The following is a 17,200-nucleotide window of genomic DNA, read 5'->3' on the forward strand; positions in this document are numbered from 1 at the left end:
TGGCTCTGCCTGTGAGGCGGTGAGCATACCGTTATGCTCTGAGCAGGTTCCGCCCGCCAGGCGCCGGGGAGTTTCAGCCTGTCCGTGCAGGCGGTCGGGTTAAGGGGCTCGCGCCAGCCCCTTAACAATCCCGGCGTCCGGCAGCCGCCGCTGTTCCTTCGTCATTCACTGTGGCCTGACGGACCGTCCGGATGCGCCATCCTTGGCGCAGCCGTCCTCGTCGCGGCTTCCATGCCGCGCCGTCCTAGCCTCCGTTCTCTCCTCAGCGCGGCGGATGCCTCGAGCAAACCCTCGCCTGTGAGGGCGTATATTTTTCCCAAAGGCCTGCTTTGCCTGCTTGTTGTGAACATGCGCAATCAGAACTGAAGACAGGAAGGCCTGACGAAAATGAAAAAATGAACAGCAATAAGCTGTGATGCTTTTCTGGCATCTGAAGCGATGTTTTCTGACATCTGAAGCGATACAGGCGTTGGTTTTCACACAGTTATCAAAGCGGGGGAGTTGGGCCGGCCTTCCCGTACCGCTGAGCGGATGCAGGATTTCCGGATGAGCCGACAGGACGTCGGCGAAAGTCAGGCCGCGCCAGGGATGGCGCGTCCGGGCGGTCCGGCAGAAATCCTGAAGCAGCGAAGGCACCGCGCAGCGGCGGGTGGGCAGGACGGGAGCCGGGGGTCAAGGGGCCGCGGCGACTGGCGGCCCCTTGTCGGTCGCCCGCACGGGGCGGACTGAAACTGCCCGCCGCCTGGCGAGCGAAACCTTCTCAGAGTTACATAACTGGATGCCGCTCAGGCAACCAACCAAAAGCCACGTTCATGCAATGAACCTTGACACGCCGCCGCTAAGGCAAAAAAAAGCGGCACAACAGGCCGCAACCTGTTGCACCGCGCTTTCAGCGCTGACGCGCGACTACGATGCCAGCGACAGCGTAGGCTTCGCCTTAGCCGCCAGCCATTCGGCAATGCGTGCCTGCTGGGCTTCGTTCAGCCACATACCTTGCTTGGTACGGCGCCAGATAGCATCATCCACTTCACGCACCCACTCATGCTGCACAAGGTAACGTAACTCCGCCTCATAAAACTCATGACCGAAGTTTTCACCCAGGTCTTCCAGCGATGTCGCGTCTTTAAGCAGCACTTCGGTGCTGCTACCGTAAGTGCGGGCGTAGTGACGTGCCATGTTTTCAGTAATGAACGGGTAACGGCGGCGCAGGCTGGCAGCGTAATCGTCGCTGCTGCCGGAAATATTACCGCCGGGCAGCACGCAGTTTTTAGTCCATGCTGCGCCCGCATCAGGATAATACTTCGACAACTTCTCCAGCGCATGCTCGGCCAGTTTACGGTAAGTCGTTAATTTACCACCGAAAACGGACAACAGCGGCGTCTGACCGTTGTCATCGCGGACATCCAGGGTGTAATCGCGAGTGATCGCCTGCGGCGAATCGGACTCGTCATCACAAAGCGGACGCACGCCGGAATAGGTCCACACAATGTCGTCAGGCGTCAGCTGCTTTTTGAAATGGCCGTTGTACACCTTCAGGATGTAGTCGATTTCATTATCATCAATAGCGACGCTTTTCGGATCGCCTTTGTATTCCACGTCGGTGGTGCCGATGATAGAAAACTCATCCATCCACGGAATAACAAACACAATACGGTTATCTTCGTTTTGCAGGATATAAGCCTGCTTCTCATTGTGAACGCGCGGCACCACAATATGGCTGCCTTTGATCAGGCGAATACCGTAAGGCGATTTCAGCTCCAGGCCATCGTCGAAGAACTGCTTAACCCATGGACCGGCGGCGTTGACCAGGCCTTTGGCCTGCCAGGTGAAGGTTTTGCCGCTGTCGATATCCTCAGCTTCTACCATCCACAGGCCGTTCTCACGCCATGCGCGAGTCACGCGAGTGCGGGTACGCACCTCACCACCATGTTTAACCACTTCCTGCGCATTGAGTACCACCATTCGGGCATCGTCCACCCAGCAGTCGGAATACTCAAAACCGCGCTTAATTTCAGGCTTAAGTGCAGACTCTGCACCAAAGCTCAGGCTTTTACTGCCCGGCAGGCTCGTGCGCTTGCCCAGGTGATCGTACATAAACAGGCCAGTACGGATCATCCACGCCGGACGCAGATGCGGGCGGTGTGGTAAGCGAAAGCGCATTGGGAATGCGATATGGGGTGCCATCTTTAACAGCACTTCGCGCTCGGCCAGCGCTTCGCTCACCAGACGGAATTCATAATGTTCAAGGTAGCGCAGGCCACCGTGAATCAGCTTTGAGCTGGCGGAAGAGGTCGCGCAAGCCAGGTCCCGCGCCTCTAGCATTAACACCGACAGTCCGCGTCCTGCAGCGTCTGCTGCGATGCCAGCACCGTTGATGCCGCCGCCGATAACGATCAGGTCTTTGGTTTCCACGTTGTCTCCTCCGATGTTCGGAATAGTTCACTTATGTTCGTTTTCGAGCATAATCATAATCGCAAACCAACATTGATGCCAGTATTTAACCACCTAAAAACAATTTTGCGTGATATGGATAACATTATCTGGGCGCAAAGGTGAATAGCCGTAGTGATTGTCAGGTTATTGGCGAGGATTATCAGGTTACACTAGACGTCATTTTGATGATGTTATGAGAGACACCATGGAAACTTACCAATGTATTGATGTTCATCAGGCTCAACAGCGGCTGGCACAAGGCGCAGTAATGGTGGATATCCGCGATGCGCAAAGTTTTGCTCTTGGTCATGCCAACGGCGCCTTGCATTTATCGAATAACAACCTTAATGATTTTATCAGTTCAACCGATACAAGCCTGCCGGTGCTGGTAATGTGCTATCACGGCAACAGCAGTAAAAGTGCAGCGGATTATCTGCACGCCCAGGGATTTACCACTGCTTACAGTATTGATGGCGGGTTTGATGCCTGGCGCGCCGCCTTCCCTCAACAGGTGACCAGTGGCGCTGAGTGACTGGTCAGGCGTAACACGGAGAGTGAGTAATGCGCATTACCCAATTTAACCAGCCGCGCATGGCGCAGGCTTTTGTTGACTATATGGCAACGCGCGGCGTGAAATTGCGTATTGAACGTGAAAGTCATTACGTCATTATGCTGGATGATGAAAGCCAGCTTTCGATGGTCGAAAACGAACTTCAGCAGTTTGTGCGCGATCCCAACCATCCGCGCTACCAGGCGGCAAGCTGGCACAGTGGTAAAACCGACAGCGGGTTGCGCTATGAGCGAAGCAATATCTGGGCAAACATCCGTGAGCGTGCCGGGCCGTTGACCATGGTGGTTATGTTTGCCTGTATTGCGGTATTTGTGCTGATGCAGGTACTGGGCGATCGTACCGTAATGTACTGGCTGGCGTGGCCAGATGCCGATCAACATTTTGAGATCTGGCGCTGGTTCAGCCATGTGCTACTTCACTTTTCACTGTTGCACATCCTGTTTAATCTGATGTGGTGGTGGTATCTCGGTGGAGCCGTAGAAAAACGTCTGGGCAGCGGTAAGCTTTTTGTTATTTTTATCATTTCTGCACTGCTCAGCGGCTGGCTTCAGTCGAAATTTAGCGGTATCTGGTTTGGCGGCCTGTCCGGTGTGGTCTATGCGCTGATGGGATACTGCTGGCTGCGCGGTGAACGCGATCCCGACAGCGGTGTTTATCTGGAGCGTGGGTTAATCGGCTTTGCACTTGTCTGGCTGGTGGTGGGCTGGTTTGGTGCATTTGGTCTGGCTATCGCTAACGCAGCACACGTTGGTGGCCTGCTTGTCGGACTGGCAATGGCGTTTGTCGACACACGCAAGCGTAAACGGTAGTCACAACGAATAAGAATAAGCCCGAAACAGGAGAGGAATGTGAAGCAGACGCAACGTCATGACGCCATTATTGATCTGGTTCGGCGTCAGGGATATGTCAGTACTGAGGAGCTGGTCGATCATTTCGAGGTCAGCCCACAAACGATTCGTCGTGATTTAAACGACCTTGCCGATCAAAATAAAATTCAGCGCCACCACGGCGGCGCAGCCTTGCCTTCCAGTTCAGAGAATACCGCCTGGCAGGATCGCAAGATGATGTGGTCAGCTGAAAAAGCGCGTATCGCACAGCGGGTGGCCAGCCAGATACCGGACGGGGCGACGCTGTTTATCGATATCGGTACCACACCAGAAGCCGTGGCACATGCGTTGTTAAACCATAGCGATTTACGCGTGGTGACCAACAACCTGAACGTGGCAATGCTGTTGATGGGCAAGCCAGACTTCAGGGTCATTATCGCCGGTGGAGAAGTGCGTACCCGTGATGGCGCAGTCATGGGGGAAGCGACGTTGGACTTTATTTCACAGTTTCGTCTTGATTACGGCATCCTCGGGATCAGCGGCATCGATATGGACGGATCGCTGCTGGAGTTTGACTACCACGAAGTCCGTACCAAACGCGCCATCATCGAAAACTCCCGCTGTGTCATGTTGGTGGTAGACCACTCGAAATTTGGCCGTAACGCGATGGTCAATCTGGGCAATATGAGCCAGCTCGACTATCTCTACACCGATAAGATGCCGCCTAACAGCATCATGAAAGTTATTGAACAGCATGAGGTTCACCTCGAACTCTGCTGAGACCTGCACGCCAGTCAGATCACTGGCGTTTTTCAAACCTGCCTGTCGCTTTTTTCTCCACTCGCGTATTTAATTAACATGGCCGCCAGCAATATGGCTGGCCCATGCGCATTCCATTTTTGCTTTAACCATATGGATACAAAAGGGAGTGATATGCCACAGCAGAAATTCAACAAATCCCGTTTTCAGGCTGCGTTAACCCGCCACTGGCAGCATCTTGGTTTCTCCTCCGCAAAACAAATGACGCCACACCAGTGGTGGCAGGCACTGAGTGCCACGGTCAACGAATTGCTCAACGCCCAACCGGCGGTCCGGGGCTCGCAACCCCAGCGTCACGTTAACTATCTCTCAATGGAGTTTCTGCTGGGGCGCCTTACAGGAAATAACCTGATGAATCTGGGGTGGTACGACGAGGTCAAATCCCTGCTGGCGGAATACCAGGTTGAGTTAAGCGAATTACTGGAAGAAGAAGTTGATCCGGCATTGGGGAACGGTGGCCTGGGCAGGCTGGCTGCCTGTTACATGGACTCAATGGCGACGGTTGGGCAGCCCGCTACCGGGCACGGGCTTAACTACCAGTACGGTTTGTTTCGCCAGCGTTTTGCAGAGGGGAAACAGGTCGAGGAACCCGACGACTGGGCGCGCGAGACGTACCCCTGGTTTCGGCATAACGCCGCGCTGGATGTCCGCGTCGCGATGGGCGGAAAAGTCATCAAGCAGGATGACGGGCGTAAAGTGTGGGAGCCCGCCATTTATCTTCGTGGAGAAGCCTGGGATTTACCGGTAACAGGTTATCGCAATGGCGTCACCCTGCCGTTGAGGCTGTGGAAAGCGACCAGTGAGCATCCCTTTGACCTGACCCTGTTCAACGACGGTCAGTTTTTGCAGGCTGAGAAGCAGGGGATTGATGCCGCCAGCCTGACCAAAGTGCTCTATCCCAATGATAACCATCCACAGGGCAAACGCCTGCGTCTGATGCAGCAGTATTTCCAGTGTGCCTGTGCGGTGGCCGATATTTTGCGTCGCCATCATCAGGCGGGGAGAAGCATTCATGCGCTGCCTGATTTTGAGGTCATTCAGCTTAACGATACGCATCCCACTATCGCCATTCCGGAGATGCTGCGCCTGCTGCTGGATGAGCACCAGCTAAGTTGGGACGAGGCCTGGCACATCACCAGCCGCGTGTTTGCCTATACCAATCACACCTTAATGCCCGAAGCCCTGGAGCGCTGGGATGAGAAGCTGATACGCAGCCTGCTGCCGCGCCACATGATGATCATCAAAGAGATCAACCGTCGCCTCAAACAGCAGGTTAAACAGCGCTGGCCTGATGACAAAGCGCTTTGGAACAAACTGGCTGTGGTCGCCGAGGGGCAGGTCAGAATGGCTAATCTTTGCGTTGTCAGTGGCTTTGCGGTGAATGGCGTGGCGGCCCTGCATTCCGGGCTGGTCGTGACGGATCTTTTTCCCGAGTACCATCAGCTCTGGCCGCAGAAGTTTCATAATGTCACCAACGGCATTACGCCGCGCCGCTGGATAAAGCAGTGCAATCCTGCGCTGGCTGGCCTGATTGATGACACCCTGAAGCGTGAATGGGTCAACAACCTGACCGCGCTGCAGGGCCTGGAGCCTTACGCCGACGATCCCGTTTTCCGTGAGCGTTTTCGCGCGGTTAAGCAACACAACAAAGCGCGGTTAGCCACCTACATTGCTCAGCACACCGGCATTGTGGTTAACCCAAACGCGATTTTTGACGTGCAGATCAAGCGGCTACATGAATATAAACGTCAGCATCTGGGTCTGCTCCATATTCTGCACTGCTATAAAAACGTCCGCGACAACCCCAATGACGCCAGTATCATTCCCAGAGTGTTTCTGTTTGGGGCAAAGGCGGCACCAGGCTACTACCTGGCAAAGAACATTATCTATGCCATTAACAAGGTGGCAGAGGTGGTGAACAACGATCCGCTTGTCGGCGACAAGCTGAAGGTGGTCTTTATTCCGGATTACCGCATCACGGCCGCCGAATACCTGATTCCCGCCGCCGATCTGTCAGAGCAGATTTCCACCGCAGGTTATGAAGCTTCCGGCACCGGCAACATGAAACTTGCACTGAATGGCGCGCTGACTATCGGCACGCTGGATGGCGCCAACGTGGAAATTGCGGAGCAGGTAGGGGCAGAAAATATCTTTATTTTTGGCAATACCGTGGATGACGTTAAAGCCCTCAAGGCCGGAGGCTACAAACCGCAAAAAGTCCGTAAGCACAACAAGGAACTGGATGAACTGTTGAGATCACTGAAAAAAGGAACGTTCAGTCATGGCGATAAGCATGCATTCAACCTAATGTTGGATAGCCTGACAAAAAATGGCGATCCCTGGCTGGTGCTGGCGGATTATCAGGCCTATATCGATGCGCAGAAACGGGTTGAGGCCTTGTGGCGCGATCGGGAAGCCTGGACGCGCGCCGCCATTCTCAACACGGCGCGAACCGGTATTTTTAGTTCGGATCGGTCGATTCGGGACTATCAACAGCGCATCTGGCAGGCGCAACGCTAAGGAATTGCGATGAAATCCACTTCACTTGATAAAGCCGCCCAGGCGGCGGGAATAGCGCTCACGTATTTCGATGCGAACGGTGAACCTGAAGCCATCAGCGATGATACCAAACGCGCCTTACTGGGCATAATGGAAAACCCACAGAAAGCCGGTAAATCTCCGCTGCCCCCCGTTGTGGTTTTTAGCGGTAACCGTAAACGCGAGCTGACGCCTCAGATGGACGGCAGCTTCCGCTGGCAGTTGCAGACAGAGAAAGGCAAAACCCTTAGCGGAACCCTCGAAGGCGGTGCACCCTTTAAACTGCCTTCGCCTCTGGGGCAGGGTTATCACCAGCTGACCTTGAGCAAGGGCAAGCGTGAGTGGCAGACGCGTGTGATCGTGACACCGCGCCGTTGTTATCTGCCACCGGCCTTGCGCGCCGGAGAGAAACGCTGGGGGGCGCTGGTGCAGCTTTATACCGTGCGTTCAGAGAAAAACTGGGGCATCGGTGATTTTGGCGATCTGGAAATGTTGCTGGAGCAGCTTGCCGCACGCGGCGGCGACTTTGTTGGCCTGAACCCGTTGCATGCGCTCTATCCGTCCAGCCCCGCTTTTGCCAGCCCCTACAGCCCTTCATCGCGCCGCTGGCTGAATATTATTTACATCGATGTGGCACAGGTTGCCGATTTCCAACAAAGCAGCGCGGGTCAGAAGTGGTGGAAAAGTGCCAAAACCCAAAAGGCGTTAAAGCAAGCCCGTGAAAGCGAATGGGTGGATTATGACGCGGTTATGGCACTGAAAATTACGGCATTACGTCACGGCTGGGCCCGGTTCCAGTCGCGCGATGCGCAAGACGCACAGAAGCAGCAGTTTGCGGATTTCATCCAGCAGGGGGGCGACAGCCTGCGCTATCAGGCGGCCTATGAGGGTCTGCAGGCTGAAATGCAGGGGAAAGGTGCCACGCACGCGGGCTGGCCGGCCTGGCCTGAGCGCTGGCGTAACAGTCAGTCTTCTGACGTTCAGGATTGGTGCGCGCAGCACGCGGATGAGATTGCCTTCTGGCAGTGGTTACAGTGGCTGGCACAGCAGCAGTTCTCTCAGTGTTGGGCACGGAGCCAGGCGCTGGGCATGAGCGTGGGGCTGTATCGTGATTTAGCGGTCGGTGTGGCCGAAGGCAGTGCCGAAACCTGGCACGATCCGGAGCTGTACCGCCTTAAGGCATCAATTGGCGCGCCGCCTGACAGGCTGGGGCCGTTGGGGCAAAACTGGGGGCTGCCGCCAATGGATCCTCACGTATTGCAGGCCAGGGGCTATCAACCATTTATTGATATCCTGCGCGCCAATATGCGTGACTGCGGGGCGCTGCGTATTGACCACGTCATGGCTCTGCTGCGCCTCTGGTGGGTTCCGGCAGGTGAAACGGCGGATAAAGGCGCCTACGTCGCTTACCCTGTGCACGATCTGCTTGGCATTCTGGCGCTGGAAAGCCAGCGTTTGCGCTGTATGGTGATTGGTGAGGATCTCGGTACGGTACCTAAAGAGATCGTCAGCCTGCTGCGCGACAGCGGCGTGTTTTCCTGGAAAGTCTTGTGGTTTGAGCAGGAAAAACAGGGGACTTACCGTGCCCCCCAGGCCTATCCACGCCAGTCCATTGCCAGCGCCAGTACGCACGATCTTCCCACGTTGACCGGCTTCTGGAGTGCAGGTGATTTAGAGCTTGGCGAGAAAATCGGGCTTTATCCAGACGGGCAAACGGTACAGAACCTGCAGCAGCAGCGGATGAAGCAAAAACAGGCCTTACTGGATGCTCTGCATAAAGCGGGAGCCGTACCGTCGCGCAGCGCAAAGCGGGCGGATGCTCTGGCGATGACGGCCGAACTGAATCAGTCCGTTCACCGTTTTCTGGCGGACACGAACAGTGCGCTGCTGGGGCTACAGCCGGAAGACTGGCTGGGGATGACGACGCCGGTGAATGTGCCGGGTACGGTCGATCAATATCCCAACTGGCGGCGCAAGCTCGCGCAGCCGCTGGAACGCATTTTTGCCGACGATAACGTGAATAAACTGCTGGAAACCGTGACTAAACGACGCAAGGCAGGATAACGGATGCGCGCGACAGCCGGGCTGTCGCGCGTAAACATCAGTAGAAAGAGTGCTCGCCACGCTGATGTTCGGTGATATCGCGCACGCCTTTCAGCTGCGGGAACGCCGCCAGCAGTTCTTTCTCAATGCCGTCTTTAAGGGTGACGTCGATCATCGAACAGCCGTTACAGCCGCCGCCGAATTGCAGAATAGCAAAACCGTCGTCGGTGATTTCCATCAGCGAAACGCGACCGCCGTGGCCTGCCAGCTGCGGGTTAATCTGAGCCTGTAACAGGTACTCAACACGCTCAACCATCGGCGCATCATCGGAAACTTTACGCATTTTGGCATTAGGCGCCTTGAGCGTCAGCTGCGAACCCAGATTATCCGTTACGAAGTCGATTTCAGCGTCTTCCAAATAGGGCGCGCTCAGCTCATCCACATAGGCTGACAGCTTTTCAAATTTCAGTTCAGTATCTGTCGCTTCTACCGCATCCGGTGGGCAGTAGGACACACCGCATTCGGCAGTTGGCGTACCCGGGTTAATCACGAATACGCGAATCTGGGTGCCATCTTCTTGTTTGGATAGCAGTTTTGAAAAATGCTCTTGGGCAGAATCAGTAATTCGGATCATGTCAGTTGCTCAATAGTTGACTAATTTAGTTGGTTATAATACGCCCATCATTCAGGCTCTACAAGGTACGGCACAGGCACCACACTTGCACGCTGGCTGCGCCTCGCCCCTGTAACAGGCGGCTGATTTCTCTGACCGTGCTGCCGGTCGTCACCACATCATCGATTAAGGCGATATGGCGTCCGTTAACATCCGTTTCAAGGCAAAACGCACCGCGTAGATTGCGGCGCCGCTGACGGGCACTCAACTGATGCTGAACAGCGCCGGCGCGCTGACGGGATAACGCCAGGCTGAATTCACACTCCAGCCAGCGTGCCAGCGGCGTTGCCAACAGGGCCGTCTGGTTGTAACCGCGCCGCCAGCAGCGTCGGGCATGCAGCGGAACACACATCAGTAAGTCGGGACGAACGGTCTGTCCTCTGCGATACGCATTGAGCCAGCTTAGCAAAAGCAGCCGGGCCAGCATCACCCTGAGTGCGGTAATACCCGAAAATTTTAATTGATTCACCCATGTGCTGAGCGGGGGCTGATAGTGGCTGACGCAGATTAGCGCCTGCCAGGGCGGCGGTCTAAGCAGGCAACGACCGCAGGGCAGAGCATCGGATGCGGCAGGCAGGCCGCAGCATGGACACAGTGATGGCAGCCGTGGTAGCTGGCGCAGGCAAATGCTGCAGAGTCCATGCAGGGCAATCCGCAAGGGTAACTGACATAGCCAACACAGGGCGGGCATTGGTAGCATAGTGACCTCCTTATCAATCATGGAATAGTAACGGATGAGCTCACTTTACTGGCATACCTGTGGCGAAGGAGATGACGATCTTGTGCTGCTGCACGGCTGGGGGCTGAATGCGGAAGTGTGGCAAAACATTGTGCCGCGACTCAGCGCACAGTTTCGCCTGCATCTGGTGGATCTGCCTGGCTATGGTCGCAGCCGCGGGTTTGCTGCCCTGTCGCTGGAACAGATGGCGCAGGCACTGGTGCCCTTTCTGCCGCCTCGCGCCATTGTGCTGGGGTGGTCGCTTGGCGGGTTGGTCGCCACACAGCTGGCGTTGAGCGAGCCAGAGCGGTTACGCGCCCTGATTACGGTGGCTTCTTCGCCCTGTTTTACGGCCCGCGATGACTGGCCGGGTATTGCCCCCTTAACCCTGCATAACTTCCAGCAGCAGCTCAGTCACGATTTTCAGCGCACCGTCGAGCGTTTTCTGGCGCTGCAGACCATGGGAACGGAAACCGCTCGGGCGGATGCACGTAAGCTCAAGGAGGTGGTATTGTCGCAGCCGATGCCAGACGTGGACGTGCTCAATGGCGGCCTGACGATTCTGAGCGACGATGACTTGCGTGACAGGCTTACGGCCATTACGCTGCCCTTTTTGCGGATGTATGGCGCGCTGGATGGTCTGGTGCCGCGCCGGATTGTGCAGCAACTCGATCCGCTGCTGCCCACGTCGCCGTCTGTCGTAACGGACAAAGCGGCACATGCCCCCTTTATTTCGCACCCGGATGCGTTCTGCCAGCACATTGTTTCATTTATCAGCAAATTAGACAGATAACCCTGGCCCTCACTGGCAAATTTCTGCGCAGCGGCAATACTTCATGAGTGAGCAAGGCCGCTGCACTTCTATGCGATTAGTCAGGGAGATGACTATGCCGTTCGATATAGCCTTAAGCGATTTGCGGCTGCTTACATCTCAACAATGGATCATGAATGAGGGTAGACAAATGAAGGTTATGAAATGGGTTGTTGCATCAATGATGATGGGCGCAGTGTCATTCTCTGCTCTGGCGGCGAAAGAAGTCACCAAAGAAGAAGTGCAGAAGATGCATCTGACCAAAATCGGCACCGTAAATACCACGGCCGAAACCACGTCGCCGATGGATGCTAAGAAGAAGCTGTCAAAGGCCGCTGATGAGAAGGGTGGCAAATACTTCCTGGTGATCGCGGGTCGTGAGCACGGTAAGTTCAGTGCGACAGCGGAAGTGTACAAGTAATTATCGTAGCCACATGAATTGCCAGGCATCCAGCGTTACTGGCTGGGTGCCATCAATTTTCTCACCGCTTACCACATCCTGAAAAAGATGCGCCTCCGGTAACGGGGCTTCAATCTGCCTGCCACTGAGATTAAACACACACAGTAATTCATCACCGCCGTTATGCGAATAACGCTTCATGATGAGCAGGGCATTATCGCTCTGAAACAACGTCAACGGGTTGTCGGGATGAAAGGCCGTCTGGCGTCGACGCTGCTGAATCAGTTTGCTCAGCCGGGTATAAACCTGATGGCGTAAGCCGTCGCTGTTCACCAGTGCGTCTTCGATAACGGAGAGCGAATATTTTTGCCGGTTAATGGCCCGGTTATGGCCTGCCTCCCGTACGCCGTCATAGTCATTACGCGATCCCAGGATGCTTTGAATATAGACGGCTGGAACACCCGGAAAGGCCAGTAAAATAGCATGCGCCAGCATAAAGCGTTTGAGGCGCGTTTCGTCGTCATCGCCTTCACGGTTAAGCGCGTCGAAATAGGTCACGTTGATTTCGTATGGGCTGGTGCTGCCGTCAGGATTGTTTTTATAAGAGATCAGCGCCCCCTCCAGTGCCAGATCGCGCACCAGCGCCGTGATCTCCACCTCCGATAAAATCCCGCGTGCCGGATTAAGACCTATACCATCGTGCGAGGCCAGGAAGTTAAAAAAGGTTGTATTGCCATTGCCCACCTGCAGGGTGCTGGCCCATTGACGCAGAGCGCGAGCCGATCCGGTGTGGATGGCGTGTAGCACCAGCGGCGGCAAGGAAAACTGATACACCATCTGGGCTTCGTCTTGCCCGTTACCAAAGTAGCTGATGTTGTCTTTGTGCGGCACATTCGTTTCGGTGATGATGACGGTGCCGGGTGCGACCACGTCGGCAATGGCGCGAAACAGTTTGACCAGCAGATGCGTTTTTTCGAGGTGAATACAGTTCGTGCCTGGCGTTTTCCACATGTATCCCACCGCATCCAGTCGCACATAGTCCGCGCCACGTTTCAGATAGTCGAGTAGCACCTCTACCATGCGCACTAGCACCCTGGGACGGGCAAAGTTAAGGTCAATCTGATCGGCACTGAACGTGGTCCAGACAAAGCGGATTTCACCGTTTTCCAGCGTAAAGGGGGTGAGCAACGGTGACGTTCTTGGCCGCGTGACCGCGCTGAGGTCGGTGGTGGGCGGCAGGCTGATAAAAAAATCATCCCAGCCTTCATCCTGAGCAAGATAATTTTTAAACCACGCACTATGCGCTGACATATGGTTACAGACAAAGTCGAACATCAGGCGCGTTTCCTGATGCAGTAAGGCAATGTCCTGCCAGTCGCCACACAGCGGATCGACCTGATGGTAGTTAATGACCGAAAAGCCGTCGTCAGACGAATAGGGATAAAACGGCAGGAGGTGCACCAGCGGAAACGTGGCGTGCAAATGCTGCTGGTAGAAACGTGAAAAGGTGTTGAGTGTGGGTTTGCCCGGCTCGCGGAACTGATCGGCATACGTAATCAGCACCACGTCCTGCTCATCCCAGTGGGCCTTTCTCGGCAGCTTAGTGGTGTCACGGGCTTCAACGATCGTGGCGAGCAGGCGTTCGCGCATAGCCTGAGGAAAGGCATCGGCATAAATCTTATCGATTAAAGCAGTGATCTTTTCCATTATCAAAGGGTGCCACAGCAGGTGTCGTTATTATGACGGGCGTCTTTTTAGCGTAGCGTCAGGGCGGGGATTTTCAACTCAAACGTGCCAGGTCGGCCTGAAAAGCCAGTGCAAAGCAGCAGGCGTGAAGCCCCACATCGGCAACTGCGCCCGCGTCAGAAGGTAAACAGAGGCGGCCTGGAACGTTTTTTCTGTTCAGATAAAACGAGCGACCAGCGAGAGAAGGATGACAGTCACCTCCTTCTCCATGACGGGGATAAGAGGTGACTGCGTGGTGCGTAACTAGCGTTTTTTACCGAATGCCGCCGCCAGCGCGTCGCCCATGGCGCTGTTGCCTGCGGGCTGGCTGGCAGGACGTGCGCGGCCTTTGTTCGCGGCCGGACGTTTTTCTTCGCGTGGCGCACCGCTCTTAGCGCCGCGCGCGTTGCCTTCTCCCGGCTGCTCGTCAAGGCGCATGGTTAAGGCAATGCGCTTACGTTGTAGATCCACTTCCATCACTTTAACTTTAACGATGTCGCCCGCTTTTACGACCTGATGAGGATCTTCCACAAACTTGTCCGACAGCGAAGAAATATGAACCAGGCCATCCTGATGCACGCCAATATCGACGAACGCACCAAAGTTGGTGACGTTGGTCACGGCGCCTTCAAGTACCATGCCTGGCATCAGGTCATTCAGGGTTTCCACGCCTTCGGCAAACTGTGCCGTTTTAAACTCAGGACGGGGATCGCGGCCCGGCTTTTCCAGCTCTTTCATGATGTCGGTCACAGTCGGTAAACCAAAGCGGTCGTCTGTGAAGTCCAACGCTTTCAGGTTACGCAGGCTGGTGGGATTGCCCATCAGCTCACTCAGCGCCTGCTCGGTCGCGGCCAGAATGCGTTCCACCACCGGATAAGCTTCCGGGTGCACCGTCGAGGCATCCAGTGGATTATCGCCGTGGTTGATGCGCAGGAAGCCAGCGCACTGCTCAAACGCTTTAGGCCCAAGACGGCTGACCTTGAGAAGCTGCTGACGGTTCTGGAAACGGCCGTTTTCATCGCGCCAGCCAACAATATTTTGTGCCATCATGCGGGTTAACCCGGCCACGCGCGTCAGCAGCGGTACCGAAGCCGTGTTAAGATCGACACCGACGGCGTTCACACAGTCTTCCACCACCGCATCCAGTTTTTTCGCGAGCTGGCTCTGGCTGACGTCATGCTGATACTGGCCTACACCGATCGATTTCGGATCGATTTTCACCAGTTCGGCCAGCGGATCCTGCAGGCGACGGGCGATCGACACTGCGCCACGCAGTGAGACATCCAGATCCGGAAATTCCAGCGCAGCTAATTCAGACGCGGAGTAGACTGAGGCGCCCGCTTCGCTGACGATCACTTTCTGGGCGGTGACCTGGGGAAACTGTTTTTGCAGATCCAGAAAGAAGCGCTCGGTTTCACGTGAGGCAGTGCCATTACCGATGGCGACCAGTTCCACCTGATGTTTCACGCACAGCGCCGCGACCGCTGCCGCCGCCTTGGCCGTTTGCCCGGTATGCGGATAAACTGTATCGGTGGCGACCAGCTTGCCGGTCGCGTCAACCACGGCAACTTTCACACCGGTACGCAGGCCGGGATCCAGGCCCATCGTGGCCCTCATGCCCGCAGGTGCCGCCATTAACAGGTCGTGCAGGTTACGGGCAAAGACGTTAATGGCCTCGTCTTCCGCACGCTCGCGAACGGTACCCATCAGCTCGGTTTCCAGATGCAGCATGACTTTGATGCGCCAGGTCCAACTGACCACGGCCTTGCGCCAGCTGTCAGCCGGTGCGTTATTCAGTCGCAGATTCAGGTGTTCCGCAATCAGGGTTTCACCGTGGCTTTCGCGCGGTGGCTCATCAAACTGCGGATCGGCATTCAGCGACAGCTGTAAAATACCTTCATTACGACCGCGCAGCATGGCCAGCGCGCGATGCGAAGGAACGCTGTGCAGCGGCTCATGGTGATCGAAGTAGTCGCGGAATTTCGCGCCTTCTTCCTCTTTGCCTTCCACCACGTTTGAGACCAGATGGGCATTTTTCCACAAATAGTGGCGGACTTTAGCCAGCAGGGCGGCATCTTCAGCAAAGCGCTCCATCAGGATATAACGCGCGCCATCCAGCGCCGCACGAACGTCAGCGACACCGTTATCCACATTCACATAGCCTGTTGCCAACTGCTCAGGGTCCTGTGAAGGATCCTGCCATAAGGTATCGGCCAGGGGTTCCAGCCCGGCTTCAATCGCGATTTGGCCACGCGTACGGCGCTTAGGCTTATAGGGCAGGTAGAGGTCTTCAAGTTCGGTTTTGCTGAGGGTGGTATTGATGGCATTCGCCAGATCGTCGGTGAGTTTTCCCTGTTCCTCTATAGATTTCAGGATGGCCTGCCGACGCTCGGATAATTCACGCAGGTAGCTGAGGCGGGTTTCGAGCTGGCGGAGTTGTGTATCATCCAGGCCGCCCGTCACCTCTTTACGATAACGTGCGATAAACGGCACGGTATTCCCTTCATCCAACAGGCGGACGGCCGCATCAACTTGCTCAGGGCGCGCCTGTAGCTCACTTGCAATTAGCTGGCTAAGAACATTCATCATCGGACTATTATGCTTTCTGGGTTGAGAAATAGCCGATAGTTATACGGATTGATGGCTGAAATTGCCAGAGAAGCGGCCTGCTTTCAGCGATATTCTGAATCAGCCTTCAACATAGCTAATTTCATTGACATACCAGCATGCCGGGCCCGCTGGCGTTTCTACTACCGCCGCGTCGCCGACGGCCTTTTTTAACAGCGCCCGCGCCATGGGCGAGTCAATTGAGATGTAATCCTTGCGGCCAAAAATCTCATCGTAACCCACGATACGGAAGCGCTTCACATCGCCGTCATCGTTTTCGACTTCAACCCAGGCGCCAAAAAATACTTTGCCATCCTGCTGGGGTGAATAATCCACAATGCGCAGTTGCTCAATGCTCTTGCTCAAATAGCGCACGCGGCGGTCAATTTCACGCAGGCGTTTCTTATTGTATTGATAATCCGCATTTTCGCTGCGGTCGCCGAGGCTGGCGGCCCAGGTCACTTTTTTGGTGACTTCAGGTCGCTCTTCACGCCACAGGTGATCGAGTTCAGCTTTTAAGGTGTTGAAACCTTCTCGGGTAATCAGTCGGGTTCTCATGGTACAAGCCGGTCAAATCGAAAGAGGATCAGTGTAAAGCAAATCGTGCGTGGCGAAAAAGAGGTGGGAAAAGGGTTTTTTACCTGTTAAAAAACCCTTATACGGCAATGACAGAGGAGGGGGGCTGTCATATCCAGACCGGTGCGGTTCCGTGGCGGCAGGAATTACTTACCGGCTTTGGTCGAGGTGGTCGTCGAGGTGCTGCTGTTGGTGCCGTCACCGCCGCCGCCGCCAGCCGTTGCCAGTCCAACGCCCAGCAGAGCGGCGACTGCGCCAATACCAATCGCATTGGAGTTACCCTGAGCGGTGGTCGTTGCCTGTGCGCCCGCGGCTTCACCGGTTGCGGTAGCGGCATAAGTCTGACCGACGCTGGCCAAAGCCAGTGCGCTCAGCAGTAAAATCGTTTTTTTCATTATGGTTTCCCCGTAAAGCGGCAAGTTGGTGTCGCTATAGTGTGGGTGAAATCCATTGGGCCGC

The 17,200-nt window shown here is 55.5% G+C and carries 14 protein-coding genes; 7 read left to right on the top strand and 7 right to left on the bottom strand.

Annotation, left to right across the window (positions count from 1 at the left end; translation table 11 throughout):
• Window positions 1-906: 906 nt before the first annotated feature.
• Window positions 907-2,412, bottom strand: coding sequence for a glycerol-3-phosphate dehydrogenase (glpD, locus tag ACPXSQ_RS20525; protein ID WP_014604841.1), 1,506 nt, complete (start codon window positions 2,410-2,412; stop codon window positions 907-909).
• Window positions 2,413-2,638: 226 nt separating this feature from the next.
• Between glpD and glpE the strand changes: the two genes are divergently transcribed.
• From glpE to malQ, 5 genes are all read left to right on the top strand, one after another.
• Entirely contained in the window at window positions 2,639-2,965 is a 327-nt protein-coding gene (gene glpE, locus ACPXSQ_RS20530) for a thiosulfate sulfurtransferase GlpE (RefSeq protein ID WP_014604842.1), read from the top strand.
• Between the two features lie 29 nt (window positions 2,966-2,994).
• The gene (glpG, locus tag ACPXSQ_RS20535; protein WP_013027532.1) at window positions 2,995-3,813 is read left to right on the top strand and encodes a rhomboid family intramembrane serine protease GlpG; all 819 of its coding nucleotides are present in this window, start codon (window positions 2,995-2,997) and stop codon (window positions 3,811-3,813) included.
• Between the two features lie 39 nt (window positions 3,814-3,852).
• The gene (locus ACPXSQ_RS20540) at window positions 3,853-4,611 is read left to right on the top strand and encodes a DeoR/GlpR family transcriptional regulator (RefSeq protein WP_013027531.1); all 759 of its coding nucleotides are present in this window, start codon (window positions 3,853-3,855) and stop codon (window positions 4,609-4,611) included.
• A 153-nt stretch (window positions 4,612-4,764) separates the two neighbouring features.
• Window positions 4,765-7,170, top strand: coding sequence for a maltodextrin phosphorylase (malP, locus tag ACPXSQ_RS20545; protein WP_072138369.1), 2,406 nt, complete (start codon window positions 4,765-4,767; stop codon window positions 7,168-7,170).
• Window positions 7,171-7,179: 9 nt separating this feature from the next.
• Window positions 7,180-9,252: a 4-alpha-glucanotransferase gene (malQ, locus tag ACPXSQ_RS20550; RefSeq protein WP_014604844.1), complete on the top strand. Its 2,073-nt coding sequence runs from the start codon at window positions 7,180-7,182 to the stop codon at window positions 9,250-9,252.
• Window positions 9,253-9,289: 37 nt separating this feature from the next.
• Here the strand turns inward: malQ and nfuA are convergent, their stop codons facing one another.
• Complete coding sequence (nfuA, locus tag ACPXSQ_RS20555; protein WP_013027528.1) at window positions 9,290-9,865, bottom strand: Fe-S biogenesis protein NfuA; 576 nt, start codon at window positions 9,863-9,865, stop codon at window positions 9,290-9,292.
• Between the two features lie 58 nt (window positions 9,866-9,923).
• Window positions 9,924-10,604, bottom strand: coding sequence for a DNA utilization protein GntX (gntX, locus tag ACPXSQ_RS20560; protein WP_014604845.1), 681 nt, complete (start codon window positions 10,602-10,604; stop codon window positions 9,924-9,926).
• 34 nt (window positions 10,605-10,638) lie between these two features.
• Between gntX and bioH the strand changes: the two genes are divergently transcribed.
• Window positions 10,639-11,415, top strand: a complete 777-nt coding sequence (gene bioH, locus ACPXSQ_RS20565) for a pimeloyl-ACP methyl ester esterase BioH (RefSeq protein WP_014594791.1) — start codon at window positions 10,639-10,641, stop codon at window positions 11,413-11,415.
• 169 nt (window positions 11,416-11,584) lie between these two features.
• Window positions 11,585-11,854, top strand: coding sequence for a YdgH/BhsA/McbA-like domain containing protein (locus ACPXSQ_RS20570; protein WP_024471381.1), 270 nt, complete (start codon window positions 11,585-11,587; stop codon window positions 11,852-11,854).
• Here the strand turns inward: ACPXSQ_RS20570 and ACPXSQ_RS20575 are convergent, their stop codons facing one another.
• The 4 genes from ACPXSQ_RS20575 to yjbE form a co-directional block, all read right to left on the bottom strand.
• A complete protein-coding gene (locus tag ACPXSQ_RS20575; protein WP_426144266.1) occupies window positions 11,855-13,540 on the bottom strand; it encodes an alpha-amylase family glycosyl hydrolase in 1,686 nt (561 codons plus the stop codon).
• A 282-nt stretch (window positions 13,541-13,822) separates the two neighbouring features.
• On the bottom strand, window positions 13,823-16,147 hold the full coding sequence (locus ACPXSQ_RS20580; RefSeq protein WP_014604848.1) for a Tex family protein: 2,325 nt from the start codon (window positions 16,145-16,147) through the stop codon (window positions 13,823-13,825).
• Window positions 16,148-16,246: 99 nt separating this feature from the next.
• The gene (gene greB, locus ACPXSQ_RS20585; protein WP_014604849.1) at window positions 16,247-16,723 is read right to left on the bottom strand and encodes a transcription elongation factor GreB; all 477 of its coding nucleotides are present in this window, start codon (window positions 16,721-16,723) and stop codon (window positions 16,247-16,249) included.
• A 164-nt stretch (window positions 16,724-16,887) separates the two neighbouring features.
• Window positions 16,888-17,136 carry an exopolysaccharide production protein YjbE gene (yjbE, locus tag ACPXSQ_RS20590; RefSeq protein WP_014604850.1) on the bottom strand — a complete coding sequence of 83 codons (249 nt, stop codon included), beginning with the start codon at window positions 17,134-17,136 and terminating at the stop codon, window positions 16,888-16,890.
• Window positions 17,137-17,200 lie beyond the last annotated feature (64 nt).

The sequence above is a fragment of the Pantoea sp. EEL5 genome, assembly GCF_049892805.1.
GTDB classification, from domain to species: Bacteria; Pseudomonadota; Gammaproteobacteria; order Enterobacterales; family Enterobacteriaceae; genus Pantoea; species Pantoea ananatis.